Here is a 26,004-nt window from a genome sequence, read left to right on the forward strand (position 1 = left end):
GGTGGTGCTGTTGTGGTGGTACGTGTGTTGGTGTGTGGTGGGGGTCAGCCCTTGCGGGTATTGATCTCCTCGGTGAGCTGGGGCACGACGTCGAAGAGGTCTCCGACGATCCCGTAGTCGACGAGGTCGAAGATCGGGGCCTCGGCGTCCTTGTTGATCGCGACGATCGTCTTCGAGGTCTGCATCCCGGCCCGGTGCTGGATCGCGCCGGAGATCCCGGAAGCGATGTACAGCTGCGGGGAGACCGACTTGCCGGTCTGCCCGACCTGGCTGGAGTGCGGGTACCACCCGGCGTCGACCGCGGCACGCGAGGCACCGACCGCCGCGCCGAGGGAGTCCGCGAGCGCCTCGATCAGCGGGAAGTTCTCCGCCCCGTTCACCCCCCGGCCGCCGGACACCACGATCGCGGCCTCGGTCAGCTCGGGACGCCCCGTCGACTCCCGCGGCGTCCGCGACAGCACCCGCGCCGCCGTCGACAGGTCCGAGAACTCCACCGCCAGCTCCTGGACCGCACCCGCGGCCGGAGCCGCCTCGACCGGCGCCGAGTTCGGCTTCACCGTGATCACCGGAACCCCCTTCACGACCCGCGACCGCGTCGTGAACGACGCCGCGAACGCGGACTGCACCGCGACCGGACCCGCCTCGCCCGCCTCCACGTCCACCGCGTCCGTGATGATCCCCGAACCCGTACGCACCGCGACCCGCGCCGCGATCTCCTTCGCCTCCGCCGACGACGGCAGCAGCACCGCCACCGGCGACACCGCCCCGAACGCCGCCACCAGCGCGTCGACCCGCGGCACCACCAGATAATCCGCGAACTCCGGACCCTGCGCGGTCAGCACCCGCACCGCACCGTGCTCCGCGAGCACCCCCGCCGTCCCGGCCGCACCGGCACCCACCGCCACCGCCACCGGATCACCCAGCCGCCGCGCCAGCGTCAGCAGCTCCAGCGTGGGCTTACGGACCGCACCGTCCACATGATCGACAAAAACCAGAACTTCAGCCATGACAAGATCTCCCGCACATACGAAGAAACAGGTAGAGGAACACACACACCACCCACCGCACGACCCGGCCGGACCAACCAGACCAACCAGACCAACCGGATCAACCAGATCAACCGGACCGGCACAACCGGCACAACCGGCCGGACACGGCGGGCGAGGAGCGCGTCAGATGAACTTCCGGCCCGCGAGGAACTCGGCCAGCCGCCTGCCGCCCTCACCCTCGTCCTTCACGACCGTGCCCGCCGTCCGCGCCGGACGCTCCACCGCCGCGTCCACGACCGTCCACGCACCCCCCAGACCGACCTCGTCCGCGCCGATCCCCAGATCATCCAGATCCAGCGACTCCACCGGCTTCTTCTTCGCCGCCATGATCCCCTTGAACGACGGATACCGCGCCTCGCCCGACTGGTCGGTCACCGACACCACCGCCGGCAACGACGCCTCCAGCACCTCACTGGCCGTGTCACCGTCCCGACGCCCCCGCACCGCACCGTCCCCGACCGACACCTCCGACAACAACGTCACCTGAGCCACCCCCAGCCGCTCCGCGAGCAACGCCGGCAGCACACCCATCGTGCCGTCCGTCGACGCCATCCCACAGATCACCAGATCGAACCCCGCCCGCCCGACCGCCTTCGCCAGCACCAGCGACGTCCCCATCGCGTCCGTACCGTGCAGAGCGTCGTCCTCCACATGAACAGCCCGGTCCGCACCCATCGACAACGCCTTGCGCAACGCGTCCTTCGCGTCCTCGGGACCCACCGTCAGCACGGTCACCTCAGCCCCGTCCACCCCGTCCGCGATCCGCAACGCCTGCTCGACCGCGTACTCGTCCAGCTCCGACAACAGACCATCGACATCCTCACGGTCCACCGTCAGGTCATCGGCGAAACGCCGGTCACCGGTCGCGTCGGGCACATACTTCACACAGACAACGATCCTCAAGCTCACGCCGGCTCTCCTACCTGGGTGTGGTTCGTAGAACGAGATTATGGCACTCAGTACCCTCTGTAAAGGTACGTAGTGCCAAAGCGTCGTTCCGGTGCTACGTTTCGCCGCATGACCGAGGCGCGCAGACCGGAGAAGAAGGCCCCCATGCGGGAGGTGCTCGCACAGGCGGCTTTCCAGCTCTTCCTGGAGCGCGGATTCGAGCAGACAACGGTGGACGACATCGTGGCGCGGGCCGGGGTCGGGCGGCGTTCGTTCTTCCGCTACTTCCCCTCCAAGGAGGACGCGGTCTTCCCGGATCACGAGAGTTGTCTCGCCGAGGTGACCGCTTTTCTGGCGGCCGTCGACGACAGCGATCCGGTGGCGGCGGTGTGCGACGCGGCCCGGATCGTGCTGCGGATGTACGCCGCCAACCCCGAGTTCTCCGTGCAGCGTTACCGGCTCACCCGGGAGGTTCCCGGTCTGCGCACGTATGAACTCTCCGTGGTGCGCCGCTACGAGCAGACGCTGGCCGGTCATCTCCGGGGCCGGTTCGGTGAGACGGGTGACGAGGCGCTGCGGGCGGAGGTGATCGCCGCTTCGGTGGTCGCCGCGCACAACAACGGGCTGCGCCAGTGGCTGCGTTCGGGCGGTGCGGGTGATCCCGAGGCTGCCGTGGATCATGCGCTGGGCCTGGTCCGGGAGGTGTGGGGGAGCCCCGTCGAACGTACGGCGGTGGCGTCCGGCGACAACGAGGTGATCGTCATGGTCGCCCCGAGGGGCACCCCGATGTGGCGCGTCGTGCAGCAGATCGAGGCGGTCGTGGGCCAGGAGTGAGTCCGAGATTAGGCACTCAGTGCCTTTACGTCTCGGCACTCAGTGCCATATGGTGCGGACGCGCCGACGTCGAGGTGCGGCGCGTGCGATCCGAGCGCAGGGGGTAGAGCCGTGTCCCAGTCAGGAATTGGCACCGTCCGGAAGCCGCACGAGGAGTGCGGACTGTCCTACCACCGCTGCCGCTGGTGCGGCACCGCCTCCTTCCGGCGGCTGCTGTGTCCCGTCTGCGCGTCGAGCGACCTGGAACCCGAGCACAGCGCCGGTGACGGTGTCGTCGTACGGGCCGCGGTCGTGCACCGCTACACGGAAGCGGCACGCAACGAGTCCCTGGTGCGGTTCTCCGAAGGCTTCGTCTTCCGCTGCCGGGTCGTGGGTGTCGCCCCGCACCTGGTGACGGCCGGTGCGCGGGTCCGACCCGTCGCCGCCGTGGGGGCGGGCGGGGGCGCGGTGGGCGAGGACGATGTCGTCTTCGAACTCTGCGATCCGCCCGAGTGCAACGCCTGGACCTGACGCGCCCGCCCCGTCGACCCCGCCACGTCCGTCCCCGCCCCGTTCTCGCCCCGTCCCCGTTCTCGCCCCGTCCCCGTTCTCGCCCCGTCCCGCCTCGCCCCGTCCCGCCTCGCCCCGTCCCCGCCTCGTCCCCGTCCGTCCGGCTTCAGGTCAGCTTCTTGAGGAGTTCGGCGGCCAGCGGTGCGGAGGACGCGGGGTTCTGGCCCGTGACCAGGTTGCGGTCGACGATCACGAACGGCGCCCATGGCTCGCCCTCCTGGAATTCGGCGCCGATCTCCACGAGGCGGTCCTGGAGCAGCCACTTCGCCCTGTCGGCGAGCCCTGCCTGGCGTTCCTCCGCGTTGGTGAAACCGGTCAGCCGGTATCCGGAGAACGCGTTGGTGCCGTCCGGGCCGTCCGCCGCGAGCAGCGCCGCCGGGCCGTGGCAGACGACTCCGAGCGGCTTGCCGGACTTCAGGGCCGAAGCGAGCAGCCGGCCGGAGGCGGCGCTGACGGCGAGGTCCTCCATGGGCCCGTGGCCGCCGGGGTAGAAGACGGCGGCGTAGGCGTCCAGGTCCACGTCCTCCAGTGCGATCGGCTCCCGCAGCGCGCTGAACGAGTCGAGCGTCGCGGCGACGCGGGCGGCGCCTTCCTGGCCGCCGTTGACGTCGGGGGCCAGGCTCCCGCGGTCCACGGTCGGTACGACTCCGCCGGGTGTGGCGACGACGACCTCGTGGCCGGCGGTGGTGAACGCCTCGTACGGGGCGGCGGCCTCCTCGGCCCAGAAGCCGGTCGGGTGCTCGGTCCCGTCGGCCAGGGTCCAGTGGTCGGCGCCGGTCAGCACGAGAAGGATCTTTGCCATGTCACATGTCTCCGCGGTCCGGGGCGTCGCTGACGACTCCGACCGTAGTCGGCTGCGGCGGCCGGCGGAGGGCGGGCGCGGCTGATCGGCCCGCCCCGGGGGAGCCGTTCCCGGGGGAGCCGCGTGTCCTTGTCTCCTGGTCATCACCGGGGCGCGGCCCTGCGGCGGGCCCCGGGGGCGGTGCGCCTCGCGGGTGAGGGGTTCGCCCTGGTGGCCGCGCCCGTCCGGGCGGCGCGGCGCATCGGCCCCGCGCATCGGCCCCGGATATCGGCCCCGCGCGTCGGGCTCCGGGCATCGGCGCGTCGGTCCGGTGTACGGGCCCCGTGCGTCGGTCCCGCGTCCCCTCCGTTATCCGATCGTCAGGAAAATCTTGTCCGCCATGTGGGCGGACCTCTTGCCTTGCGGACTGTATGCGAAATACGGTCTGCGATATTCCCTTGATCACCCCCTGGCGGGAGGTAGGCCCTCGTGCGCCGAAAAGCGGTTGCCCTGGTGGCAGTTGCATTGGTGTCCCTCACCTCGGGCTGCGCGTCGCTGCAGTCCTCGGCGACCGAGGTCGGCGGTGTACGGAAGACCGATGAGCGGCCCGTACGCGACGGCGGGACACTCACCGTCGCCCTCAACTCCGACCCCGACAAACTGGACCCCACCCTTGCCCAGACCCTTGTAGGCCGCACGGTCTTCGCGGGCATGTGCGAGAAGCTCTACGACATCGACGAGGACGGCGCCGTCGTGCCGCAGCTCGCCGCGGCACTCCCGGGCGTCTCGGCCGACGGCCGCACCGTCACCCTGACGGTGCGCCCCGGTCTGACGTTCAGCGACGGAACCCGGCTCGACGCCCGAGCGGTCGTCACCTCACTGCTGCGCCACCGCGATCTCCCCGGATCCGCTCGCGGCACCGAACTGGCCCCGGTCACCGGGATCCGGGCCACCGGACCGCTCACCGTCAGCCTGACCCTCGACCACCCCTACGTACCGCTCACCGGCGTACTCGCCGACCGGGCCGGGATGGTGATGTCACCGGCCGCACTCAAGAAGTACGGGAAGGACTTCACCAACCACCCCTCCTGCGTCGGCCCCTTCCGCTTCGTCGAGCGCGTCGGCGGCGACCGCATCGTGCTGGAGAAGGACCCCCACTACTACGACGCCGACAACGTCCGGCTGGACGGCGTCGTCTACAAACCCATCCCCGACGGCAACGTCCGCCTCGCCAACCTGCGCTCCGGCGACCTCCAGGTCGGCGACCAGATGGGCCCCGTCGACGTACGCAGCGCACTGACCGAGCCGAAGCTCCAGCTGTTCAACTCGCCCTCCCTCGGCTACCAGGGCATCGGCCTCAACGTCGGCAATGTGAACGGCCTCGGGAAGAAGCCCGGCAGGCTCGACACCCCGATCGCCCGGGACGTCCGCGTCCGGGAGGCCTTCGAACTCGCCATCGACCGCGACCTGATCAACAAGGTCGTCTTCCAGGGCATGTACGAACCGGCCTGCGGCCCGATCTCCCCGCAGTCCGCCATCGCACCCGGCGTCAAGCCCGAGGACTGCCCCCGGCGCGATGTCGCCAAGGCCAGGAAGCTGCTGAAGGAGGCGGGAGTGAGGACCCCGGTCAGGATCGAGCTGAAGACCTCCACGACCCCCGAACAGGGGCGCGTCGGCCAGGTCCTCCAGGCCATGGTCAAGGAGGCGGGCTTCGAACTGACGCTGCGGCCCACCGAGTACGCCACCATGCTCGCGGAGACCGACGCGGGCGACTACGACGTCTTCACCAGCGGCTGGTCCGGCCGGCTCGACCCGGACGGCAACGTGTCCAACTTCCTCAAGACCGCCGGCGCCATGAACGCCTACGGCCTCGGCGACCCCCGGATCGACGCACTGATCGCCCAGGGCCGCACCGTCGCCGATCCGGCCCGGCGCACCGAGATCTACGACGAACTCACCCGTCGCGTCCAGGACGCCCACGCGATGATCTACCTCTACCGGCAGAAGAACTACGTCGTCGCCACCAAGGACGTCGCGGGCATCCGCGTCTACGGCGACGGACTGGTCCGGGTCAGGACTGCGGGGTACACCCGATGACGAAATACCTGCTGACGCGCCTGCGCCAGTCCCTGATCACTCTCTTCCTCGTCAGCGTCGTGGTCTTCGCCGGAATCCGGGCGCTGCCCGGCGATCCGGCACTCGCGCTGGCCGGGGAGGAGCGCAGCCCCGAGGCGCTCGCCGCGATCCGCGAGAGCTACGGACTCGACGACAACGTCGTGGTCCAGTACGGGCGGTTCATCGGCCACGCCCTCACCGGCGACCTCGGCAACTCCTCCCGCACCGGGCTCCCGGTCGCCGATGCCATCGGGCAGGCCCTGCCCGTCACCCTGGAACTGGCCGCGCTCTCCCTGCTCCTGGCGATCGTCCTCGGCATCGGTGCCGGTGTCGTGGCCGCCGTACGGCGCGGAAAGCCGGAGGAGTGGCTGGCCAACGTCATCGCGCTGATCGGCCTCTCCATCCCGACGTTCTGGCTCGGCATCGTGCTCGTTCTCGGATTCGCCATCGCCCTGCCGGTGTTCGCCGCCTCCGGATACGTCCCCTTCGGCACCGACCCGATCGACAACCTGCGCCGCATGGTGCTGCCCGCGATCGTGCTCGGCTCCGGACTCGCCGCCGTCGTGATGCGGCAGACCCGGGCCGCGATGCTCGACTCGCTCTCCGCCGACTACGTCCGCACCGCCCGCGCCAAGGGACTGTCCAGGCGCTCCGTCATCGGCGGCCACGCGCTGCGCAACTCCCTCGTCACCGTGGTGACCGTGCTCGGCCTCCAGCTCGGCCATCTGATCTCCGGCGCCGTCGTCACCGAGCAGATCTTCGTCCTGCCCGGCTTCGGCAAGCTGACCATCGATGCCGTCTTCACCCGTGACTACGCGACGCTCCAGGCCGTGGTGCTCTGCACCTCGGCCGCGTACATCCTCATCAATCTGCTGGTCGACGTGGTCTATTCGGTCATCGACCCGCGCATCCGGCTCGGAGGTGCCCGGTGACCACCGCGACCACAGCGCTCCCCACCCCGCCTCCGGCCACCGGGAGGCGCGGGGGCGGCGGCAAGCTGCGGGCCCTGCGCCGCAACCGGCTCGCCCTGACCGGGGCGGTCATCGCCGCCGTCTTCATCCTCGCCGCCCTGTTCGCCCCGCTCATCGCCCCGTACGATCCCGCGCAGCCCGACTTCGGCAACGTCCTCGCCGAGCCCAGCTGGGCACACTGGCTGGGCACCGACGACCTCGGCCGCGACCAGCTCTCCCGCATCGTCCACGGTGCCCGCGCCTCGATGCAGGTCGGCCTCGTCGCCGTCGTCCTGGCCTTCGTCGTCGGCGTACCGCTGGGACTGCTCGGCGGGTACTACGGCCGGTTCGCCGACAGTGCGGTGTCACGCCTCACCGACACCATGCTGGCGTTCCCGTTCCTGGTGCTCGCCGTCGGGCTCGCCGCGATCCTCGGCCCGTCGCTGACCAACGCCACCATCGCCATCGGCATCTCCCAGATCCCCGCCGTCATCCGTATCACCCGGGCCGAGACCCTCCGGCTCAAACACGTCGACTACGTCGGGGCGGCCATCGTCAACGGCGGCGGGGACGCCACCGTCCTCTTCCGGCACATCCTGCCCAACGCCACCTCCGCACTCATCGTCCAGGCCACCGTCGGCATCCCCGCGGCGATCATCGGCGAGGCACTCCTGAGCTTCCTCGGCCTGGGAGTCCAGCCCCCCGACCCCTCGCTCGGCGTGATGCTCTCCGGAGCCCAGTCGTTCCTGGCCCCCGCGCCCTGGCTGGCGGTCTTCCCCGGTCTGGCGATCGTCGCGGCGACGCTGGCCTTCAATCTGCTCGGCGACGGACTGCGGGACGTCCTCGACCCCCGTGGAGGGACCCGATGACCGAGACCGTTCCCGGGACCGGGCCCGAGCCCGTGCCCGATTCCGCAGCCGTACGGGAGTCCGCCCGCGAACCCGTCCTCAGCGTGCGCGACCTGTCGGTCTCCTTCCGCTCCGACACCCGCACCGTGCACGCCGTCGACGGTCTCTCCTACGACCTCGCACCCGGCGAAGTCCTCGCCGTGGTGGGGGAGTCGGGCTGCGGGAAGTCCGTCACCTCGATGGCGGCCATGGGGCTGCTCCCGCCGACCGCCAGGATCGGCGGCTCGATCAGGCTGGGCGGACGCGAACTGGTCGGCGCGCCGGAGAAGGAGCTCCAGAAGATCCGCGGCAAGGACATCGCGATGATCTTCCAGGAGCCGATGACCTCACTGAACCCGGTCCTCACCATCGGCCGGCAGATCGGTGAAGTGCTGCGCAGGCACCAGGGGCTGAGCAAGAAGGAGGCCGGGGCACGCGCCGTGGAACTCCTCGAACTCGTCGGCATCCCCGCCCCCGCCCGCCGCATCGACGAGTACCCGCACCAACTCTCCGGCGGCATGCGCCAACGCGTCATGATCGCCATCGCCGTCGCCTGCGACCCGTCCGTCCTCATCGCCGACGAGCCGACGACCGCACTCGACGTCACCGTGCAGGCGGGCATCCTCGAAGTCCTCCAGTCGCTGCGCGAACGGCTCGGCACCGCCATCGTCCTGGTCACCCACGACCTCGGCGTCGTCGCGGACGCCGCCGACCGGGTGCTCGTGATGTACGCGGGCCGGGCCGTCGAACAGGCCCCGGTCCACGACCTGTTCGCCTCCGGCCGCCACCCCTACACCCGCGGACTGCTCGGCGCGGTGCTCCGGCCCGGCGGCGAGGGCAAGCGCCGGCTCCCCGAGATCCCCGGCCTCGTCCCGAGCCTCGACAGCCAGCCCGACGCCTGCACCTTCGCCCCCCGCTGCGCCCGCGCCGACGATATCTGTACCGGCGGCCGGCCCGGTCTGAGGTCCGTCGACCGGCGGTCCGGCGCGGACGCCCCGCACCGGGCGGCCTGCTGGCACCCGTACACCGACGGCGAAGCGGCAGCCGCCCCCGACGCGCGACCCGACCAGGAGGCCGGAAAGTGACCACCGCACAGGCCGTCCCCGCACCGCGCGCAAGCGGCGAGGGCAAGGAAGGCACCCCGCACCCCCCGGTGCTGGAAATCAGCGCCATGGAACGGCACTTCGCCGCATCCGGCGGCGGCACCGTCCGCGCCGTCGACGGGGTCTCGATCACCATCGGGCGCGGCGAGGTCGTCGGCCTCGTCGGCGAGTCCGGCAGCGGCAAGTCGACCGTCGGGCGCTGCGCCGTACGCCTGGACGAACCCACCGCCGGGACCGTCCGTATCAACGGCACGGATGTCACCCACCTGTCCCGCCGTGCCCTGCGCCCCCTGCGCAAGGACTTCCACCTGGTCTTCCAGGACCCGTCGTCCTCGCTCGACCCGCGGATGACGATCGGCCAGATCATCGCGGAACCCATCAGACTGCACCGCCGGGCCCGCGGCGCCGCCGTACGGGACCGGGTCGAGCAGCTGCTCGGCCAGGTCGGACTGCGCCCCGAACACGCCGACCGGCACCCCCACGAGCTGTCCGGCGGGCAGCGCCAGCGCATCTCGATCGCCCGCGCGCTGTCCTGCGACCCCGATCTGGTGATCGCCGACGAACCGACCTCCGCACTCGACGTCTCCGTCCAGGCGTCGGTGCTCAATCTGCTCGCCGACCTCCAGCGCGACCGGGGCTTCGGCTGTCTGTTCATCACCCACGACCTGGCGGCCGTCGAGTTCCTCGCCGACCGGATCGCCGTCATGTACCTCGGCCAGATCGTCGAACAGGCCCCGACCGCGGAGCTGTTCACCGCTCCCAAGCACCCCTACACCCAGGCGCTCCTGTCCGCCGCGCCCGTCCCCGACCCGGTGCTCCAGCGCTCACGCGAACGCATCGTGCTGCACGGCGAACTGCCCAGCCCGCTCGACCCTCCGCCCGGCTGCCGCTTCCACACCCGCTGCCCGCTGGTCACCGACCGGTGCCGCACCGAGGTGCCGGAACTGCGCGGGATCCCCGGCGGACGGCAGGTCTCCTGCCACCTCGTGACCGACGACGGCACGGCCCCCGACGCGGCCGCCTGACCCTCGGCCGCGGAGCCGCCGACGGCGCGTACGTACGATCCGCACAGCAGCCAAGAACCCGGAAGGTCCCGGAGACCCGAAGGTCCCGGAGACCCGAAGGTCCCGCAGACCTGACCGTCCCGCAGACCTGACCGTCCCCGGACCGACCGCGCCCGACCCGAACTCCCCGCACCCCCACTCCAGAACCTCGCACGTCGCAGCAAGGAGCCGCACCCGTGTTCACCACCCGGCCGACCCTCCAGGGCACCTTCGGCATGGTGTCCTCCACCCACTGGCTCGCCTCGCAGTCCGCGATGGCCGTCCTGGAGGACGGCGGCAACGCCTACGACGCGGCCGTCGCCGCCGGATTCGTCCTGCACGTCGTCGAACCGCACCTCAACGGCCCGGCCGGTGAGGTGCCGATGATCCTGGCGCCCGAGGACGGCGACGTACAGGTGCTGTGCGGCCAGGGCCCCGCCCCCGCGGGCGCCACCGTCGCGCACTACCGCTCCCTCGGCCTCGACCTGGTGCCCGGCACCGGACCGCTCGCCGCCGCCGTACCGGGCGCCTTCGACGCCTGGATGCTGCTGCTGCGCGACCACGGGACCAGGACCCTCGCCCAGGTCCTGCGGTACGCGATCGGCTACGCCGAGGACGGCCACGCCCCCGTCGAACGCGTCGGCCAGACCGTGGAGACCGTCCGCGAGCTCTTCGAGACGGAGTGGCGGACCTCCGCCGACGTCTACCTCCCCGGCGGCAGGTCGCCCAGGCCGGGCGAGCTGTTCCGCAACCCGGCCCTCGCCGCGACCTGGCGCCGGCTGACAGCGGAGGCCGAGGAGACCGGCGGCGAGGACCGCACCGCGCAGATCGAGGCCGCCCGCGCGATCTGGCGCACCGGCTTCATCGCCGAGGCACTCGTCCGCCAGGCCGCCGTCCCCACCAAGGACACCAGCGGGAACCGCCACACCGGCACCCTCACCGCCGCCGACCTGGCGGGCTGGTCCGCGTCGTACGAGGCGCCCGCCACGTACGACTGGAACGGCTGGACCCTGGCCAAGGCGGGCGGCTGGAGCCAGGGGCCCGCCTTCCTCCAGCAACTCGCCCTGCTCCCCGCCGAACTGCCGCGGTACGGCTCCGCCGACTACGTCCACCTGCTCATCGAGGGCTGCAAGCTGGCGATGGCCGACCGCGAGGCCTGGTACGGCGACGCCACCGGCGTACCGCTCGACGCGCTGCTCTCCGAGCCGTACAACGCCGAACGCCGCGCCCTGATCACCGGCACCGCCTCACGGGAGCTGCGCCCCGGCAGCCCCGGCGGCCGCACCCCGGTCCTCAGCGCGCACGCGCACGCGGTCGCCTCCGGGGAGTCCGGCTTCGACGCCATGGGCATCCCGGCGGCCGGAGTCGGCGAGCCCACCGTGGCCAAGGACGGCGCGGAGCCCGGTGAGCAGGTGGTGGCCGCCGACGGCGGCACCCGGGGCGACACCTGCCATGTCGACATCGTCGACCGCTGGGGCAACATGGTTTCCGCCACCCCGAGCGGCGGCTGGCTCCAGTCCAACCCGGTCGTGCCGGAGCTGGGCTTCCCGCTCGGCACCCGGCTCCAGATGGCCTGGCTGGAGGAGGGGCTGCCGAACTCGCTGACCCCCGGCCGCCGCCCCCGCACCACGCTCACCCCGTCCCTCGCCCTGCGCGACGGCGTCCCCGTCATGGCGTTCGGCACGCCGGGCGGCGACCAGCAGGACCAGTGGCAGCTGCACTTCTTCCTCGCCGTCGCCCTGCGCGCCGAGGTCCGCGGCGGTCTCGACCTCCAGGGCGCCATCGACGCCCCGAACTGGCACAACGACAGCTTCCCGGGTTCCTTCTTCCCGCGCGGCATGCGTCCGGGCAGTGTCACCGTCGAGGAGGGCATGGACCCGGAGGTCGTCGCGGAGCTGCGCCGCCGCGGCCACGACGTCACGGTCGGCAGCGCCTGGTCCGAGGGCCGCATGTGCGCGGTCGCCAGGGACCCGGGGACCGGCGTCCTGTCCGCCGCCGCCAATCCGCGCGGGATGCAGGGGTACGCGGTCGGCCGCTGACCGCCCGCCCGAGATGTCCCCGGCGGCGCGTGCTTAGCTGGAGTCATGATCGATGACTTTCTGGCCGAGACCGCCGGGGACACCGGGCCGCTGACCGAGGTCGAGGCGGCCGTCCGCGCCGCGGCCGCCGCCGAGATCATGCCGCGCTTCCGGCAGCTCGCGGCGGACGAGATCATCGAGAAGAACGGCCCGCACGACCTGGTCACCACCGCCGACCGGCTCGCCGAGGAACACCTCACCGCCTCCCTGACCGCACTGCTGCCCGGATCGGTCGTCGTCGGCGAGGAGGCCGTCCACGCCGACGCGGCGGTGTACGACGCGCTGGGCGGCGACGCCCCGGTGTGGATCGTCGACCCGGTCGACGGCACCCGGCAGTTCGTCCGCGGCGAGACGGGCTTCTGCACGCTCGTGGCCCTCGCGCACCACGGCGAGATCCTCGCCTCCTGGACGTACGCCGCCGCACGGGACGAGATGGCCGTCGCGGTACGCGGCCGGGGCGCCATGCTCGACGGAGTGCCGATACGTTCCGGCTCGCCCGCCCCGGACGCCGTCCTGAGGGTGGCGATGTCCCACCCCGACTACACCACCGACGCCCAGAAGCGGGCGCTGCTCGGCCTGCGCACCGACGGCATCGACGCGCGCCCCTGCGGCTCGGCGGGCCTGGAGTACCTCGCCGTGGCCCGCGGCGAGTCGGACGCGGTCGCCTTCAACTGGGAGTTCGCCTGGGACCACGCGGCGGGCCTGCTCCTGGTCACCGAGGCGGGCGGCGCGCAGGCCACCCTCTCCGGCGTCCCCTACCGGATCACCGGCGGCAACGACCTGCCCTTCACGGCGGCCCGCGACGAGGCCACCGCGGCCCGCGTCCTGACCGCGCTGCGCGCGGGAGCCTGACCCGTACCGGCGCCGACGGACAACCCCGGCGGTCCCGGGCCGTCCACGGCCGTCCCTCGGCCCGCCGGGGACGCCCCGCCACCACGCTGTCCGCGGGCCCGAATATCCTGGGCCCCTTGCCCACCGGCTGACGAAGGAGCCCGAAGGTGCCGTCGATGCTCGATGCCGTCGTCGTGGGGGCGGGCCCCAACGGACTGACCGCCGCGGCCGAACTGACCCGCCGGGGCTTCGCCGTGGAGGTGTACGAGGCGGCCGGGACCGTCGGCGGAGGCGCCCGCACCGAGGAGCTCACCCTTCCCGGCTTCCGGCACGATCCGTGCTCCGCCGTCCACCCGCTGGGGATCGGCTCACCCGCGTTCCGGGGGATGCCCCTGGCCCGGCACGGACTGGAGTGGCTCCAGCCGGAGCTGGCGCTCGCGCACCCCTTCCCGGACGGCACCGCCGCCGTCCTCAACCGGTCGGTGGGGGAGAGCGCGATGTCGCTCGGGCCGCAGGACGCCGGGGCCTACCGCAGGCTCGTCGCCCCCTTCCTCGGCCACTGGGACACTCTCGCCGCCGACTTCCTGCGCACCCCGTGGGACGGACTGCCCCGTGACCCGTACCGGCTGGCCCGCTTCGGCGCGCTCGGGCTGCGGCCCGCGACCTGGCTCTCGCGGCGCTTCGACGGGGACCGGGCCCGGGGGCTCATCGCCGGTCTCGCCGCCCATGCCATAGCGCCGACCAGCGGATTCGCCACCGGGGCCATCGCCCTGGTCTTCGCGCTCGCCGCCCACGAGAACGGCTGGCCGGTGCCGCGCGGCGGCTCGCAGGCCATCTCCGACGCCCTCGCCTCCTACGTACGCGAACAGGGCGGCACGATCCGCACCGGCACCGAGGTCAGACGGCTGGACGAACTCCCGCCCGCCCGCTCCTACATCTTCGACACCTCACCCACCGCCATGGCCCGGATCGCCGGACTCGGCGACGCCTACCGCGGCTACCGCTACGGCGCCGCCACGTTCAAGATCGACTATGCGCTGTCGGGCCCGGTGCCCTGGACGGCGCAGGAGGCCCGGCGCGCCGGCACGGTCCACATCGGGCCCACCGCCGGAGAGATCGACACCGCGCTGCGCGCCGCCGTCCAGGGCCGGGACCCGGACGTGCCCTTCCTGATCACCGCGCAGCCGAGCGTGACCGACCCGTCCAGAGCCCCCGAGGGGCGCCATGTCTTCTGGGTGTACGGGCATGTCCCGGCGGCCTGGGAGGGCGACGCCACCGACGTCATCGAACGCCAACTGGAGAGGTTCGCCCCCGGGTTCCGCGATCTGGTGCTCGCCCGCGCGGTCGCGGGACCGCCCGAGATCGCCGCGCGCAACGCCAACTACGTCGGCGGTGACATCGCCTGCGGGGCCTTCTCCGGACTCCAGACCCTGATCCGCCCCAAGCTCGCCCGTGTCCCCTACGCCACCGCCCACCCGGCGGTCTTCCTCTGCTCATCGGCCACACCGCCGGGCCCCGGCGTGCACGGCATGTCGGGTCACCACGCGGCGAAGGCCGTCTGGCGGCGGCTCCGGGCCCGGTGAACGAGGCGCGAGGCCCGGTGAACGAGGGCGCGGGCCCCGGTGTGACGGCATGATGTCCGCATGAGCACCTCCGAGCCCGAGCCGGTGGCCGTCCGGCTGTTCCGGGGCGACATCACCGCCCAGTCCGTCGACGCCATCGTCAACGCCGCGAATTCCTCGCTCCTCGGCGGAGGCGGCGTGGACGGCGCGATCCACCGGCGCGGCGGTCCGGAGATCCTCGCCGCCTGCCGGGACCTGCGCGCCTCGCACTACGGCAAGGGCCTGCCCACCGGACGTGCCGTGGCCACCACCGCCGGCCGGCTGGACGCCCGTTGGGTCATCCATACGGTCGGCCCGGTCTTCAGCGGAGTCGAGGACCGCTCAGCGCTGTTGGTCTCCTGCTACCGCGAATCCCTGCGCGTGGCCGCGGAGTTGGGGGCCAGCGCCGTCGCGTTCCCGGCGATCTCGACCGGCATCTACGGCTGGCCGATGGACGACGGCGCGCGCCTCGCGATCCGGACGGTGCTGGCGGAGGCCGTGGCACCCGTAGAAGAGGTGCGCTTCGTGCTGTTCGACGCGCATGCGTACGCGGAGTTCGAAGAGGCCCTCGCGAAAGAGGGCTGATACGTGACACTGGGCTGTGCCGTGACACTGGGCTGAGACGTGGCACAGGGCTGGGCCATGGCACAGGGCTGAGCCGGGAATCGCACGGCACCGTGCAATGTCGCATGTCGCATTTCCGCGCAACCGTGATGTCGGATTTCCGCCAGCCCTGCCCCCGGCGGTGGCCGATGCTTGAACCATGCACACCGACACCGAGCGCTGCGTGCGGGCCGTCCAGTCCAAGGACGCCCGCTTCGACGGCTGGTTCTTCACCGCGGTCCTGACCACCCGGATCTACTGCCGCCCCAGCTGCCCCGTCGTACCGCCCAAGGTCCGCAACATGGCGTTCTACCCCAGCGCCGCCGCCTGCCAGCAGGCCGGATTCCGGGCCTGCAAGCGGTGCCGGCCCGACACCAGCCCCGGTTCCCCGGAGTGGAACGCCCGCGCCGACTCGGTGGCCCGTGCCATGCGTCTCATCCAGGACGGTGTTGTCGACCGCGAGGGCGTACCCGGGCTCGCGGCCCGGCTGGGCTACTCCGCCCGGCAGATCGAGCGCCAGCTCCTCGCCGAGCTGGGCGCCGGGCCCCTGGCACTCGCCCGTGCCCAGCGGGCGCAGACCGCGCGCCTGCTGATCGAGACCACCACGCTCCCGATGGCCGAGGTGGCGTTCGCCGCCGGTTTCGCCTCCATCCGCACCTTCAACGACACCGTGCGCGAGGTCTTCGCCCTCGCCCCGGGCGAGCTGCGCACCCGGGCCGCCCGGGGCGCCCGGGTCCCCGCCGTCCCCGGTGTCATAGCGCTGCGTCTGCCGTTCCGGGCGCCGCTCAATCCCAGCAACCTCTTCGGGCACCTCGCCGCGACCGCCGTCCCCGGGGTCGAGGAATGGCGCGACGGCGCCTACCGCCGCACGCTCACCCTTCCGTACGGCCATGGCACGGTCGCCCTGACCCCGCAGCCCGACCACATCGCCTGCCGGCTCTCCCTCACCGACCCGCGCGACCTCACCCTGGCCATCAGCCGCTGCCGTCGGCTGCTCGACCTGGACGCCGACCCGGCCGCCGTCGACGAGCGACTGCGCACCGACCCGCTGCTCGCGCCGCTGGTCGACACGGCCCCGGGGCGGCGCGTGCCGCGAACCGTGGACGGCGCGGAGTTCGCCGTGCGCGCGGTCCTCGGCCAGCAGGTCTCCACCGCCGCCGCGCGCACGCACGCGGCCCGGCTCGTCACCGCGCACGGCATCCCCGTCGACGACCCCGAAGGCTCCCTGACTCATCTCTTCCCGACCCCGGAGGCGCTGGCGGAACTCGACCCGGAGTCGCTCGCCCTGCCGCGCAGCCGCCGCAGGACCCTCACCACACTCGTCGCCGCGCTCGCCGGGGATTCGCTCCGGCTGGGGTCCGACACCGACTGGGAGCAGGCACGCGCCGATCTGGCCGCACTGCCCGGCTTCGGCCCCTGGACGGTCGAGGTGATCGCCATGCGGGCACTGGGCGATCCGGACGCCTTCCTGCCCACCGATCTCGGCATCCGCCGGGCGGCGGAGCGGCTCGGCCTCCCGGCGACCCCCGCCGCCCTCACCGCGCGCACCGCGGACTGGCGGCCCTGGCGGGCGTATGCCGTCCAGTACCTCTGGACCGTCGACGACCACCCCATCAACCACCTGCCCGCCTGACCACGGAAGGACCTCTCCCATGTCCGCCACCGATTCGCCGACCAGATGCCACACGGTCACCGACAGTCCGTACGGCCCGCTGACGCTCGTCGCCACGGACGGTGTCCTGTCCGCCGTCTACATGACGGAGCAGCGCCACCGGCCGCCCGAGGAGACCTTCGGCGCGTTCGACCCACGCCCGTTCCCCGAGGTGATCCGCCAGTTGGAGGCGTACTTCGCGGGCGAGCTGACGGAGTTCGATCTGCCGCTGCGTCTGGCCGGCACCCCGTTCCAGCGGAGCGTCTGGGACGAGCTGCTGAAGATCCCGTACGGCGAGACCCGTTCCTACGGCGAACTGGCCGAATCGCTCGGCAAGCCCAACGCCTCCCGGGCGGTCGGTCTCGCCAACGGCAAGAACCCGGTCTCGATCGTCGTCCCGTGCCACCGGGTGATCGGCGCGTCCGGCAGCCTCACCGGATACGGCGGCGGGCTCGACCGGAAGCAGCGGCTGCTCGCCTTCGAGAGCGGCAGGGACAACGACGTGCCGGCGCTGTTCTGATCAGGCGGCGGCCGGGCGGCCGGGCGGGCAGGCGGGCGGACCGGTCCGCCTGCCCGCCGCCCCCGCCGCCCCCGCCGAGTCAGCCGCGTCAGCCGGTGAAGATCTCCACGGCCGACCAGATGGCGAGGCCGAGCATGCACAGACCGCCGATGCGCTGAACGGTCTTCAGCGGCACCCGCTTGGCGATGAACCGTCCGGCCAACAGCGCCAGAGCGGAGACGGACATCAGGGCGGCGGCCGAACCGATCGCCGTGGACCAGGTGCCGTTGCTCGCCGCGAGGTTGGCGGTGGTGATCTGGGTGAGGTCGCCCCACTCGCTGATGAAGACCGCCATGAACGCGGTCGAGTAGACCGGCCAGAAGCCGGTCACCGTCCTGACCTCGCCGTCCTCGTCGTCGTCGCCGCTCCCGCTGCGCAGCAGCATGAACGCGCCGAAGGCGAAGAGCGAGGCCGAGACCAGCTTGACGATCCAGTCGGGCAGCAGCCCGATCAGGCTGCCGGCGCCGACCGCGATGGCCACATGCACGATGAACGCGGACGAGGTGCCGAACCAGACATAGAGGGGACGCATACGCGTACCCATGGCCAGCGAGGCGAACATCGTCTTGTCGGGGAGCTCCGCGAGGAAGATCAGCCCGAAGGCGGTGAGGATCGCCAGGGGGTCGAGATGCATTCCGGGTGGCTTTCTGTGAGAGCCGGGCCCCGGGTCTCCGCGAAGTGCCGTTTCGAGCTTTCGGAGGACCACTCGGCCCGGCATGACGGCAGCGCCCGCAGGACGCGGGCGTGTCATACCTGACCGAAGGTCTCGCCCGCCCATAAGCATCTACGGGCCCGGCCACCGGGAACCCGAGGGCTCCAGTGTGTCGACGACCGGTTTGCGGGGCTACTCCCCTTCGCAGCCATCAACACTACCCCACCCCGTCCGTCGGGGGTGCAGGTGTTCGAGGCGGTGGCCGCTGGGTAGAGTCCGGTGATCATCAGCATCGCCCTACCGGAAGTGCCCCGCATGAGCCGCCGACCCCGCAAGGCCGCCCCCGCCGAGGGGCCGCCCCGGCCCACCGTCAGCGTCTGCCGGGGCTGCTGCTGCGGTACGGAGAAGATCCCCGGAGTGGACCACGCCGGCCAGCTGGCCCAGCTGCGGCAGTCCCTGGGGGGCGCTGCCACGGTGCGCGCGGTGGAGTGCCTGGACGCCTGTGAGCAGGGCAATGTCATCGTCGTCCAGCCCTCGTCCGAGGGCCGCAGGGCCGGGGGACGACCGGTCTGGCTGGGGCTGGTCAACGACCCGGACGCGGTGGCGGACATCTCGGCCTGGGCGGCGGCGGGCGGCCCCGGCCTCGTGGACGCCCCGGAGATCCTCGACCTCTACGTCTTCAAGCCCTCGCGCCGCGTCCAGGCCGAGCTGGATCACTGAGGGCCGTCGGCAGCCGGTGTCACACCGCGGGAACGACCGGACCGAACGGTGACGGGGTGCGCCCCGTCCAGGTGTTGAGCTCCGCTCGCGCGGTCTGCTTGGTGACCCCGCCGTCCTGGACCGTGCCGCTGCGGGCCACGTAGAACCGTCCGTCGTCGAGCGAGACCAGCCCGTACTGGCCGTACTGCCCGGGAGCCGGCCAGCCGTACGTTCCGGTCGGCGCGTCGTGCAGACCCGCGCGGAGCAGCGGCAGCAGCAGTCCGCGCTCCGGCTCCCGCTGCCCGCGGACCATGCCCCGTACGGGCTTCTTCGAGCCGTCGAGCGCGAAGACCGTGTAGTTGGGGAAGCCGGGCTTGGTGCCCTTGTACGCCGCCATCAGCCAGTTGCCGCTGTGCCCGTCGAACTCCAGGTTCTGCACGCCGTACGTGGTGTTCCCGGTGTACGCGAAGTACTTGCCGCCGACCCGGGCGGGACCGCTGGTGTGCGGAGCGGCCTCGGAGAGCGGACGCTCGTACTTCTTCCACCGGCCGATGTCGTACTGGAGCAGGACCTGATGGTCGTTGTCCGCGCGTCCGGTGTTGGCGTACACGCCGTACGCCACGGTCAGCCGTTGCTTGCCGTGCTTCCTGCCGAACTCCGGCCCGAACGCCACCCCGTCGATGCCGCTGCAGCCGTACCGGTGGTCGGGAGTGTTGCCGGTGTCCCCGTCGAAGACCCCGTCGCCGTTCATGTCGGCCGTGAAGTCCCGTACGACCTCCTTGAGGTGGACGGTCGAGACGACGTCCGTGGACTGGGCGTCCATGCCCATGCGGGTGATGCGGTCGGCGTCGAGGATCGCGATGTAGAACGACTTCGCGGCCTTGTACTCCAGCGAGCCGTAGACCCTGCCGTCCCGCGCGTTGAAGTCCAGATCGCCGAGGTGCCCGGTGAAGCCGGTGACCGAGCCCACCGGCCGGCCCCTGAGGTCGGTCTTGACCAGCAGATCGGTGAACGAGAAGTACATGAAGCCCTTGCGGCGGTCGATGGCCATGCCCTGGACATGACCCGACCGCCAGGCGCCGCCGTCGACCGAGGACGGCAGCCGGGGCGGCTCGGTGGGCCGCGACGGGAACGGGGACCGCGGCGACGGTGCGTCGCGTACGGCGGCGGGCGCGGCCGCCGCTGCCGTACCCACTCCGCCGCCGGCCAGTGCTGTGCAGGCAACCGCCGTGCAGGCCAGTGCCGTTGCCGCCGTCCTGCGCAGTGTGCCGATACGTCCCATGAGTGTGCGCATGGCCCCTCCCCTGTCGTGGAGCTCGGATGATGCCGGGCATGGATGCACGACGGACCAATGGCGCGTGAACGAGCGAGTCCGTCATGTGCGGAGGCACGTCACGAGGTTGACATGGGCATGGTGATCGATGCGAGAGTGCGTACAGCCGGAGAGCTCGTCAGGAACCGGCCGGTTCGCCGTCCTCCAGCTCCACCGTCCCGGCACCGGACGCGAGAACCTCCAGTGCCGCCCCCACCCGCCGCCGCAGGGGGCTCGGCAGATGGCCGTCCAGTTCGGCGGGCAGCACCAGCTTCCAGGACAGGAGTTCCTCCTCCTGGAGCCGGATCGCCGCGAACTGCTCCTCGGAGAGCACTCCTCCGTCGTAGAGATACGCGGCGATCGGCGGACGAGCCGCCCCGCGCGCCCAGTCGACGGCGAGCAGCCGGCCCGGCTCCAGGTCGAGTCCGATCTCCTCGGCCGTCTCCCGGCGGGCGGCCTGCCGGGGGCCCTCGCCGGTGTCCGACTCGACCGTTCCGCCGGGCAGCGCCCAGCCGTCACGGTAGTTGGGCTCGACGATCAGGATCCGGCCCCGGCCGTCGCGGAACAGTGAGGCGGCGGCGGCCAGGACACGGGGGAGTCCGGCGATGTACGTGGCGTAGTCGGTGGAGGTCACCCCAGGCAGCGTAGCGGCAGCATCGGGTGCGCTTCTGGACGCCCATGGGCAGATCAGGGGTCGTGCGGATAGGGTCGGGGCGGCGCGACTGCCTGTTCGAAAGCAAGGGATGCAAGGTGACGGACGGAGCAGAGATGGAGACCGCCCGCGTGCTCGTCGCGGCGGACAAGTTCAAGGGCTCGCTCACGGCCGTACAGGTCGCGGAGCGGGTGACGGCCGGGCTGCGGTCCGTCGTCCCCGGTGTGCGGGTCGAGACCCTGCCCGTCGCGGACGGTGGCGACGGCACGGTCGCGGCGGCGGTGGCCGCCGGATTCGAGCGCCGCGAGGCGCGGGTGACCGGCCCCCTCGGGCAGCCGGTGACCGCCGCGTACGCGCTGCGCGGGTCCACCGCGGTGGTGGAGATGGCCGAGGCCTCGGGGCTCCAGCACCTCCCCGCAGGGGTGTTCGCCCCCCTCACCGCCACCACGTACGGCTCGGGCGAACTGCTGCGGGCCGCCCTCGACGCGGGCGCCCGGACCCTCGTCTTCGGGGTCGGCGGCAGTGCCACCACGGACGGCGGCGCGGGCATGCTCGCCGCGCTCGGAGCCCGCTTCCTGGACGCCGACGGCAAGCCGGTCGGCCCCGGCGGCGGAGGCCTCGCCGACCTGGCGGAGGCCGATCTCTCCGGGCTCGACCCGCGCCTCGCGGAGGTCGACCTGATCCTGGCCAGCGATGTGGACAACCCGCTGACCGGGCCGAAGGGGGCCCCCGAGGTGTACGGGCGGCAGAAGGGGGCGTCCGAGGACGACATCGCGGTCCTGGACGCGGCCCTCGTCCACTACGCCTCGGTCCTGGGCCCCGGCCACGCGGCCCTGCCCGGCGCGGGCGCGGCCGGAGGCATCGGCTACGGGGCACTGGTCGCCCTGGGCGCCCGCTTCCGGCCCGGCATCGAGGTCATGCTGGACGTCCTCGGTTTCGCCCCGGCGCTCGCCCGCGCCACGCTGGTCATCACCGGCGAGGGTTCGCTGGACGAGCAGACGCTGCACGGCAAGGCTCCGGCGGGGGTCGCCGCGGCCGCCCGCGCCGCCGGCATCGAGGTCGTCGCGGTCTGCGGCAGGCTGGCGCTGTCCCCGGAGGCGTTGGGCAGGGCGGGCATCCGGCGTGCCTACGCCCTCACCGAGCTGGAGCCCGACCCGGCCGTCAGCATGGCCCAGGCCGGGCCGCTGCTGGAGCGGGTCGCCGGTGCGATCGCCCGTGACTTCCTGAGCTGAGGCCGGGCGGCGCGCCGCGTCACGGGCGCCCGGACCCGTGAACCCCGGGGGCCGCAGGGGCCGCAGGGGCCGCAGGGGCCGAAGGGGCCGGGTCCGGGCCGGGGTCCGGGGCCCGCTTCCGGGCTCCTGTCCACGCGAACTGCGCACCCACCCCCGTACCCCGTCGGCTACGGCCGTGACGACGGCGGCAGCCGGAACGCGTCCAGGGCCAGCATGACCTCGGTCAGCTCGCGCGGCACCGACAACGAGCGCGCCGTCAGCCCCTCCAGCCGGCGCAGGCGGTTGAACACCGTGTTCCGGTGGCAGCGCAGCCGCTTCGCCGCCCGGCTCACCGAACCGCCGCACTCCAGCCATGCCTCCAGCGTCTCCACCAGCGGTGTCCGCTCCGCGGGTGCCAGAGCCAGCAACGGACCGAACACCTCGCCGACCAGCCTGGCCGACAGCTCGGGCCGGCTCACCACCAGTGCGGTCGACAGCCGCTCGTCCAGCCGGACGATCTCCCGCGCCCGCGGGGCACAGGTCAGCAGCGCGAACCCGGCCAGCCTTCGGGCCAGGCCGAGTTCGGCCAGACCGTCCACCACCGGACTGAGGCCGGCCGGACCCGCGCAGCGCTCCGCGAGCAGCGCGGCCGGCGCGGAGAGGCTCCCCTCGCCCAGGGCGACGACGGCGATCTCGCAGTCCGCCCGTGTCCGCCAGCACCAGCGCATGCCGTCCGTGTCCAGGGCCCACCGCACGGGAGCCGGCCGCCCCACCGGGTCACCCCGGCCGGCGCCCAGCACCGCCACCGCGTAGCGCCCCCGTTCGGGCAGCCCGAGGCACGCCGCCGTACGCCGGGCGAGGCCCGGCACCGCCCGGCCGTCCAGCAGTACGTCGAGCAGGGCCCGGCCCCGCTCGTCCCTGCGCCGCTGCATCCTCTGATCCCGTTCGCGCGTTCCGCGGCCGCTCATGAGCGGTGAGGATGCCACCGGCCGCGGCGGGCGCCGACGCGCGGCACCGTCCTCTGTGCGCGTGCACAACCACGCCCTTCACTCGCTGGTCACCCGCATCGAGTCGGCCCCGCCCCGTGGACGCACGGGTCGCTCCGGTGCTGGTCTGTGGCACCACACGGCGCACACCCCGCGACGCGGCACCCCGGCGACGCGGCAGGTGGCACGACGCGACACGTGGCACGTGACATGGCACGCCCCACCGCGCTCGTCCCACGGCGCTCACCCCCACAGCGCCCGCCCCCCTGTGCGTGCGCGGCACAGCGCACGCACCCCACTACACGAACACCAGTACCAGTGCCAGCACCAGTACCAGCACCAGCACCAGCACCAGAGCGAACACGAACGACAACACGAACACGAACACGAACACGACAAGGCGGAAGGAGGAGGACGCATGGCAACGCTAGAGATCCGCGCACTGTCCGTGGGCTACGGCCCGGTACGGGCCCTGCGCGATGTCTCCGTCGACGTGCCGGCCGGCGCGATCACCGCCGTACTCGGTGGCAACGGCGCCGGCAAGACCACGCTGCTGCGGGCCGTATCGCGGACCCTCGGCTTCCACCGCGGAACGGGCACGGGCACCATCCACTTCGACGGCAGGCCCCTGGAAGGGCTTCGGCCCGCCCAGGTGGTGGCCGCCGGAGTGGTCCAGGTGCCGGAGGGGCGACAGGTGTTCGCCCGGATGACGGTGGCCGACAATCTGCGGGCGGGCGCACTGGGGGCCCGCGGCGGGCGCAAGGACGTGACCGCCGCACTGGCCCGCGTACACGAGCTGTTTCCGGTGCTCGCCCAGCGCGCGCACCAGCGGGCCGGGCTGCTGTCCGGCGGCGAGCAGCAGATGCTGGCGATGGGCCGGGCGCTGATGGCGGGTCCCCGGCTGCTCCTGCTGGACGAGCCGTCCCTCGGCCTCGCCCCGCTGATGGCGGCCAGGATCGCCGAGACCATTCAGGAGATCAACGCGGCCGGTACCTCCGTCATGCTCGTCGAGCAGAACGCGGCCATCGCCCTGCGGCTCGCCTCCACCGCGTACGTCCTGGACGTCGGCGAGGTCGCCCTGTCCGGACCGGCCGACGAACTCGCCGCGTCCGACGAGGTACGCCGCCGCTATCTGGGCGTCGTCGACGAGACGGCCGCCGAGGACACCGACCCGGCGGCCCGGTCGGCCCGCACCCTGAGCAGGTGGTCCGCGTGAAGAACGCGCCCAACGCACCCGGCGCACCCAGCGCACCGAACGCCGCCGGGAACGCCGCCGGGGCCCCCGGCCCCACGCCCGCCCCCGCGGCCCTCGCCGTCCGCGACGTGACCGTGCGCTTCGCCGGGCTCACCGCCCTGGACGGCGTCTCGTTCACCGTGGAACCGGGCAGCGTGCACGCCGTGATCGGCCCGAACGGCGCGGGCAAGTCCACCTGCTTCAACGTGCTCTCCGGCGTCTACCGCGCCACCTCGGGCACCGTCCACCTCGGTACCACCGAGCTGACCGGCCTCCCGCCGCACCGGATCGCCGGACTCGGCGTCGCGCGCACCTTCCAGAACCTGGCCCTGCCGCCGCACGCCACGGTCGCCGACAGCCTGCTGCTCGGCCGGCACCGGCTCACCCGCTCCGGTTTCCTCGCCACCGGTCTGCGCCTGCCGTCCGCCGCCCGCGAGGAGCGTCGCCATCTGGACCGGGTCCGGGAGATCGCCGAATTCATCGGCCTGGAAAAGGAGTTGGACCGTCCCGCCGGGGCCCTCCCGTACGGGCAGCAGAAGCTCGTCGAGTTCGGCCGCGCCCTGTGCATGGAGCCACAGGTCCTGCTGCTGGACGAACCCATCGCCGGGATGACCGCCGACGAACGCCGCCGTACGGCGGCCGTCGTCGCGAACGTGCGCGACAGCCTCGGCATCTCGATCGTGCTGGTGGAACACGACATGGGGGTGGTGATGCGGCTCGCCGACGCGGTGACCGTACTCGACTTCGGACGCAGGATCGCCGGCGGCACGCCCGCCGAGGTCCAGAACGACCCGGCCGTCGTCCAGGCCTACTTGGGGGCACCGGAATGACCACGTTCATCGAACTCCTCCTCGGCGGGCTCTCGATCGGTTCGGTCTACGCGCTGATCGCGCTGGGCTTCGTCGTCATCTTCAAGGCGACCGAGGTCGTCAATTTCGCCCATGCGTCCCTGCTGTTGGCGGGCGGTTATGTCACCGCCGTGCTCCACGACGACATCGGCTTCTGGCCGGCGCTCGGTGTCGGCATCGCTGGTGCCGCGGTCGTCGGCGCGGCGGTCGAGTTCTTCGTGATGCGCCGCTACCGGGGCAGCGACCACAGCGTCCTGGCCATCGTCACCATCGGCGTCGACATCCTCCTCACCACCGAACTCACCCGCCGCATGGGCACGGACGTGCTGGCGCTCGGAGACCCGTGGGGCGACGAGGTCGTCACCGTCGGAGGTGTCACCCTCGCCCAGACCCGCATCGCCGCGTTCGTCGCGGCCGGGCTGCTGATCACGGTGTTCCTGCTCGCCTTCCGCTACACCTCCTGGGGTGTGTCGATGCGGGCCGCCGCCGAGAACCCGCAGACCGCGGCACTGATGGGGATCAAGCTCGGCCGGGTCTCGCTCGCCGCCTGGGCGGTCGCCGGAGCACTCGCCGCCGTGGCCGCGCTCTTCCTCACCGTGTTCCCGACCCCCGGCCTCGAACGGGCCACCTCGCTCGCCGCGCTCAAGGCGTTCCCCGCGGCGATCCTGGGCGGACTCGACTCCACGACGGGGGCACTCGCCGGCGGACTCATCGTCGGTGTCACCGAGTCGCTCGCCACCGGCTACCAGAGCGATCTCTCCTTCCTCGGCCGGGGCATCGGCGATCTGGCGCCCTATCTGGTGATGGTGATCGTGCTGCTCATCCGGCCCGCGGGACTCTTCGGTACGAAGGAGCTCGCCCGTGTCTGACGCCATCGCCGAACCCGCC

At 72.5% G+C, this 26,004-nt stretch carries 25 protein-coding genes; 18 read left to right on the forward strand and 7 right to left on the reverse strand.

The genetic code is table 11. The features are described from left to right. Positions 1 to 44: 44 nt before the first annotated feature. Complete coding sequence (locus OHA98_RS13050) at positions 45 to 1,007, reverse strand: electron transfer flavoprotein subunit alpha/FixB family protein (RefSeq protein ID WP_266925410.1); 963 nt, start codon at positions 1,005 to 1,007, stop codon at positions 45 to 47. Positions 1,008 to 1,172: 165 nt separating this feature from the next. Next, complete coding sequence (locus OHA98_RS13055) at positions 1,173 to 1,958, reverse strand: electron transfer flavoprotein subunit beta/FixA family protein (protein ID WP_266925412.1); 786 nt, start codon at positions 1,956 to 1,958, stop codon at positions 1,173 to 1,175. Positions 1,959 to 2,102: 144 nt separating this feature from the next. On the opposite strand from OHA98_RS13055, the gene OHA98_RS13060 reads away from it, so the two are divergent. Further along, positions 2,103 to 2,771 carry a TetR family transcriptional regulator gene (locus OHA98_RS13060; RefSeq protein ID WP_266927897.1) on the forward strand — a complete coding sequence of 223 codons (669 nt, stop codon included), beginning with the start codon at positions 2,103 to 2,105 and terminating at the stop codon, positions 2,769 to 2,771. Between the two features lie 126 nt (positions 2,772 to 2,897). Then, a complete protein-coding gene (locus OHA98_RS13065; RefSeq protein WP_266927898.1) occupies positions 2,898 to 3,281 on the forward strand; it encodes a hypothetical protein in 384 nt (127 codons plus the stop codon). A gap of 145 nt (positions 3,282 to 3,426) precedes the next feature. On the opposite strand, the gene OHA98_RS13070 is transcribed toward OHA98_RS13065, so the two are convergent. Beyond that, positions 3,427 to 4,122: a type 1 glutamine amidotransferase domain-containing protein gene (locus tag OHA98_RS13070; protein WP_266925414.1), complete on the reverse strand. Its 696-nt coding sequence runs from the start codon at positions 4,120 to 4,122 to the stop codon at positions 3,427 to 3,429. Between the two features lie 492 nt (positions 4,123 to 4,614). On the opposite strand from OHA98_RS13070, the gene OHA98_RS13075 reads away from it, so the two are divergent. The 11 genes from OHA98_RS13075 (at position 4,615) to OHA98_RS13125 (ending at position 17,483) form a co-directional block, all read left to right on the forward strand. Further along, positions 4,615 to 6,198: an ABC transporter substrate-binding protein gene (locus tag OHA98_RS13075; protein ID WP_266925415.1), complete on the forward strand. Its 1,584-nt coding sequence runs from the start codon at positions 4,615 to 4,617 to the stop codon at positions 6,196 to 6,198. Continuing rightward, a complete protein-coding gene (locus tag OHA98_RS13080; RefSeq protein WP_266925417.1) occupies positions 6,195 to 7,148 on the forward strand; it encodes an ABC transporter permease in 954 nt (317 codons plus the stop codon). The genes OHA98_RS13075 and OHA98_RS13080 overlap by 4 nt, the downstream gene beginning before the upstream one ends. Positions 7,149 to 7,213: 65 nt before the next feature. Beyond that, positions 7,214 to 8,035: an ABC transporter permease gene (locus OHA98_RS13085; RefSeq protein WP_266927899.1), complete on the forward strand. Its 822-nt coding sequence runs from the start codon at positions 7,214 to 7,216 to the stop codon at positions 8,033 to 8,035. Further along, entirely contained in the window at positions 8,032 to 9,138 is a 1,107-nt protein-coding gene (locus OHA98_RS13090) for an ABC transporter ATP-binding protein (RefSeq protein WP_266925419.1), read from the forward strand. Before OHA98_RS13085 ends, OHA98_RS13090 begins: the two co-directional genes overlap by 4 nt. Positions 9,139 to 9,224: 86 nt before the next feature. Further along, positions 9,225 to 10,181 carry an ABC transporter ATP-binding protein gene (locus tag OHA98_RS13095; RefSeq protein ID WP_266927900.1) on the forward strand — a complete coding sequence of 319 codons (957 nt, stop codon included), beginning with the start codon at positions 9,225 to 9,227 and terminating at the stop codon, positions 10,179 to 10,181. Positions 10,182 to 10,396: 215 nt separating this feature from the next. Then, a complete protein-coding gene (locus OHA98_RS13100; RefSeq protein WP_266925421.1) occupies positions 10,397 to 12,238 on the forward strand; it encodes a gamma-glutamyltransferase family protein in 1,842 nt (613 codons plus the stop codon). A gap of 45 nt (positions 12,239 to 12,283) precedes the next feature. Further along, positions 12,284 to 13,129 (forward strand): inositol monophosphatase family protein, encoded by an 846-nt coding sequence (locus OHA98_RS13105; RefSeq protein WP_266925423.1) that lies wholly within the window; start codon positions 12,284 to 12,286, stop codon positions 13,127 to 13,129. A gap of 146 nt (positions 13,130 to 13,275) precedes the next feature. After that, positions 13,276 to 14,691 (forward strand): NAD(P)/FAD-dependent oxidoreductase, encoded by a 1,416-nt coding sequence (locus OHA98_RS13110; protein ID WP_266925425.1) that lies wholly within the window; start codon positions 13,276 to 13,278, stop codon positions 14,689 to 14,691. Between the two features lie 60 nt (positions 14,692 to 14,751). Further along, complete coding sequence (locus OHA98_RS13115) at positions 14,752 to 15,294, forward strand: O-acetyl-ADP-ribose deacetylase (protein WP_266925427.1); 543 nt, start codon at positions 14,752 to 14,754, stop codon at positions 15,292 to 15,294. 178 nt (positions 15,295 to 15,472) lie between these two features. Then, positions 15,473 to 16,945, forward strand: a complete 1,473-nt coding sequence (locus OHA98_RS13120) for an AlkA N-terminal domain-containing protein (protein WP_266925429.1) — start codon at positions 15,473 to 15,475, stop codon at positions 16,943 to 16,945. A gap of 19 nt (positions 16,946 to 16,964) precedes the next feature. Beyond that, positions 16,965 to 17,483 carry a methylated-DNA--[protein]-cysteine S-methyltransferase gene (locus OHA98_RS13125; protein ID WP_266925431.1) on the forward strand — a complete coding sequence of 173 codons (519 nt, stop codon included), beginning with the start codon at positions 16,965 to 16,967 and terminating at the stop codon, positions 17,481 to 17,483. A gap of 88 nt (positions 17,484 to 17,571) precedes the next feature. On the opposite strand, the gene OHA98_RS13130 is transcribed toward OHA98_RS13125, so the two are convergent. After that, positions 17,572 to 18,156, reverse strand: coding sequence for a TMEM165/GDT1 family protein (locus OHA98_RS13130; RefSeq protein ID WP_266925433.1), 585 nt, complete (start codon positions 18,154 to 18,156; stop codon positions 17,572 to 17,574). A 333-nt stretch (positions 18,157 to 18,489) separates the two neighbouring features. Between OHA98_RS13130 and OHA98_RS13135 the strand changes: the two genes are divergently transcribed. Beyond that, complete coding sequence (locus tag OHA98_RS13135; protein ID WP_266925435.1) at positions 18,490 to 18,894, forward strand: (2Fe-2S) ferredoxin domain-containing protein; 405 nt, start codon at positions 18,490 to 18,492, stop codon at positions 18,892 to 18,894. Between the two features lie 19 nt (positions 18,895 to 18,913). On the opposite strand, the gene OHA98_RS13140 is transcribed toward OHA98_RS13135, so the two are convergent. Both OHA98_RS13140 and OHA98_RS13145 read right to left on the reverse strand, forming a co-directional pair. Next, positions 18,914 to 20,167, reverse strand: coding sequence for a hypothetical protein (locus OHA98_RS13140; protein WP_266925438.1), 1,254 nt, complete (start codon positions 20,165 to 20,167; stop codon positions 18,914 to 18,916). A gap of 157 nt (positions 20,168 to 20,324) precedes the next feature. Continuing rightward, a complete protein-coding gene (locus OHA98_RS13145; protein ID WP_266925440.1) occupies positions 20,325 to 20,819 on the reverse strand; it encodes an NUDIX hydrolase in 495 nt (164 codons plus the stop codon). Between the two features lie 134 nt (positions 20,820 to 20,953). Between OHA98_RS13145 and OHA98_RS13150 the strand changes: the two genes are divergently transcribed. Then, positions 20,954 to 22,069, forward strand: a complete 1,116-nt coding sequence (locus OHA98_RS13150; RefSeq protein WP_266927901.1) for a glycerate kinase — start codon at positions 20,954 to 20,956, stop codon at positions 22,067 to 22,069. 167 nt (positions 22,070 to 22,236) lie between these two features. Here the strand turns inward: OHA98_RS13150 and OHA98_RS13155 are convergent, their stop codons facing one another. Continuing rightward, positions 22,237 to 22,980: a CdaR family transcriptional regulator gene (locus OHA98_RS13155; RefSeq protein ID WP_266925442.1), complete on the reverse strand. Its 744-nt coding sequence runs from the start codon at positions 22,978 to 22,980 to the stop codon at positions 22,237 to 22,239. 472 nt (positions 22,981 to 23,452) lie between these two features. On the opposite strand from OHA98_RS13155, the gene OHA98_RS13160 reads away from it, so the two are divergent. The 3 genes from OHA98_RS13160 (at position 23,453) to OHA98_RS13170 (ending at position 25,985) form a co-directional block, all read left to right on the forward strand. Further along, positions 23,453 to 24,250, forward strand: coding sequence for an ABC transporter ATP-binding protein (locus tag OHA98_RS13160; RefSeq protein WP_266925444.1), 798 nt, complete (start codon positions 23,453 to 23,455; stop codon positions 24,248 to 24,250). Positions 24,251 to 24,357: 107 nt separating this feature from the next. Next, a complete protein-coding gene (locus tag OHA98_RS13165) occupies positions 24,358 to 25,098 on the forward strand; it encodes an ABC transporter ATP-binding protein (protein WP_266927902.1) in 741 nt (246 codons plus the stop codon). Further along, positions 25,095 to 25,985 carry a branched-chain amino acid ABC transporter permease gene (locus OHA98_RS13170; RefSeq protein ID WP_266925446.1) on the forward strand — a complete coding sequence of 297 codons (891 nt, stop codon included), beginning with the start codon at positions 25,095 to 25,097 and terminating at the stop codon, positions 25,983 to 25,985. The genes OHA98_RS13165 and OHA98_RS13170 overlap by 4 nt, the downstream gene beginning before the upstream one ends. Positions 25,986 to 26,004 lie beyond the last annotated feature (19 nt).

This window comes from Streptomyces sp. NBC_00654 (assembly GCF_026341775.1).
Taxonomy (GTDB): domain Bacteria; phylum Actinomycetota; class Actinomycetes; order Streptomycetales; family Streptomycetaceae; genus Streptomyces.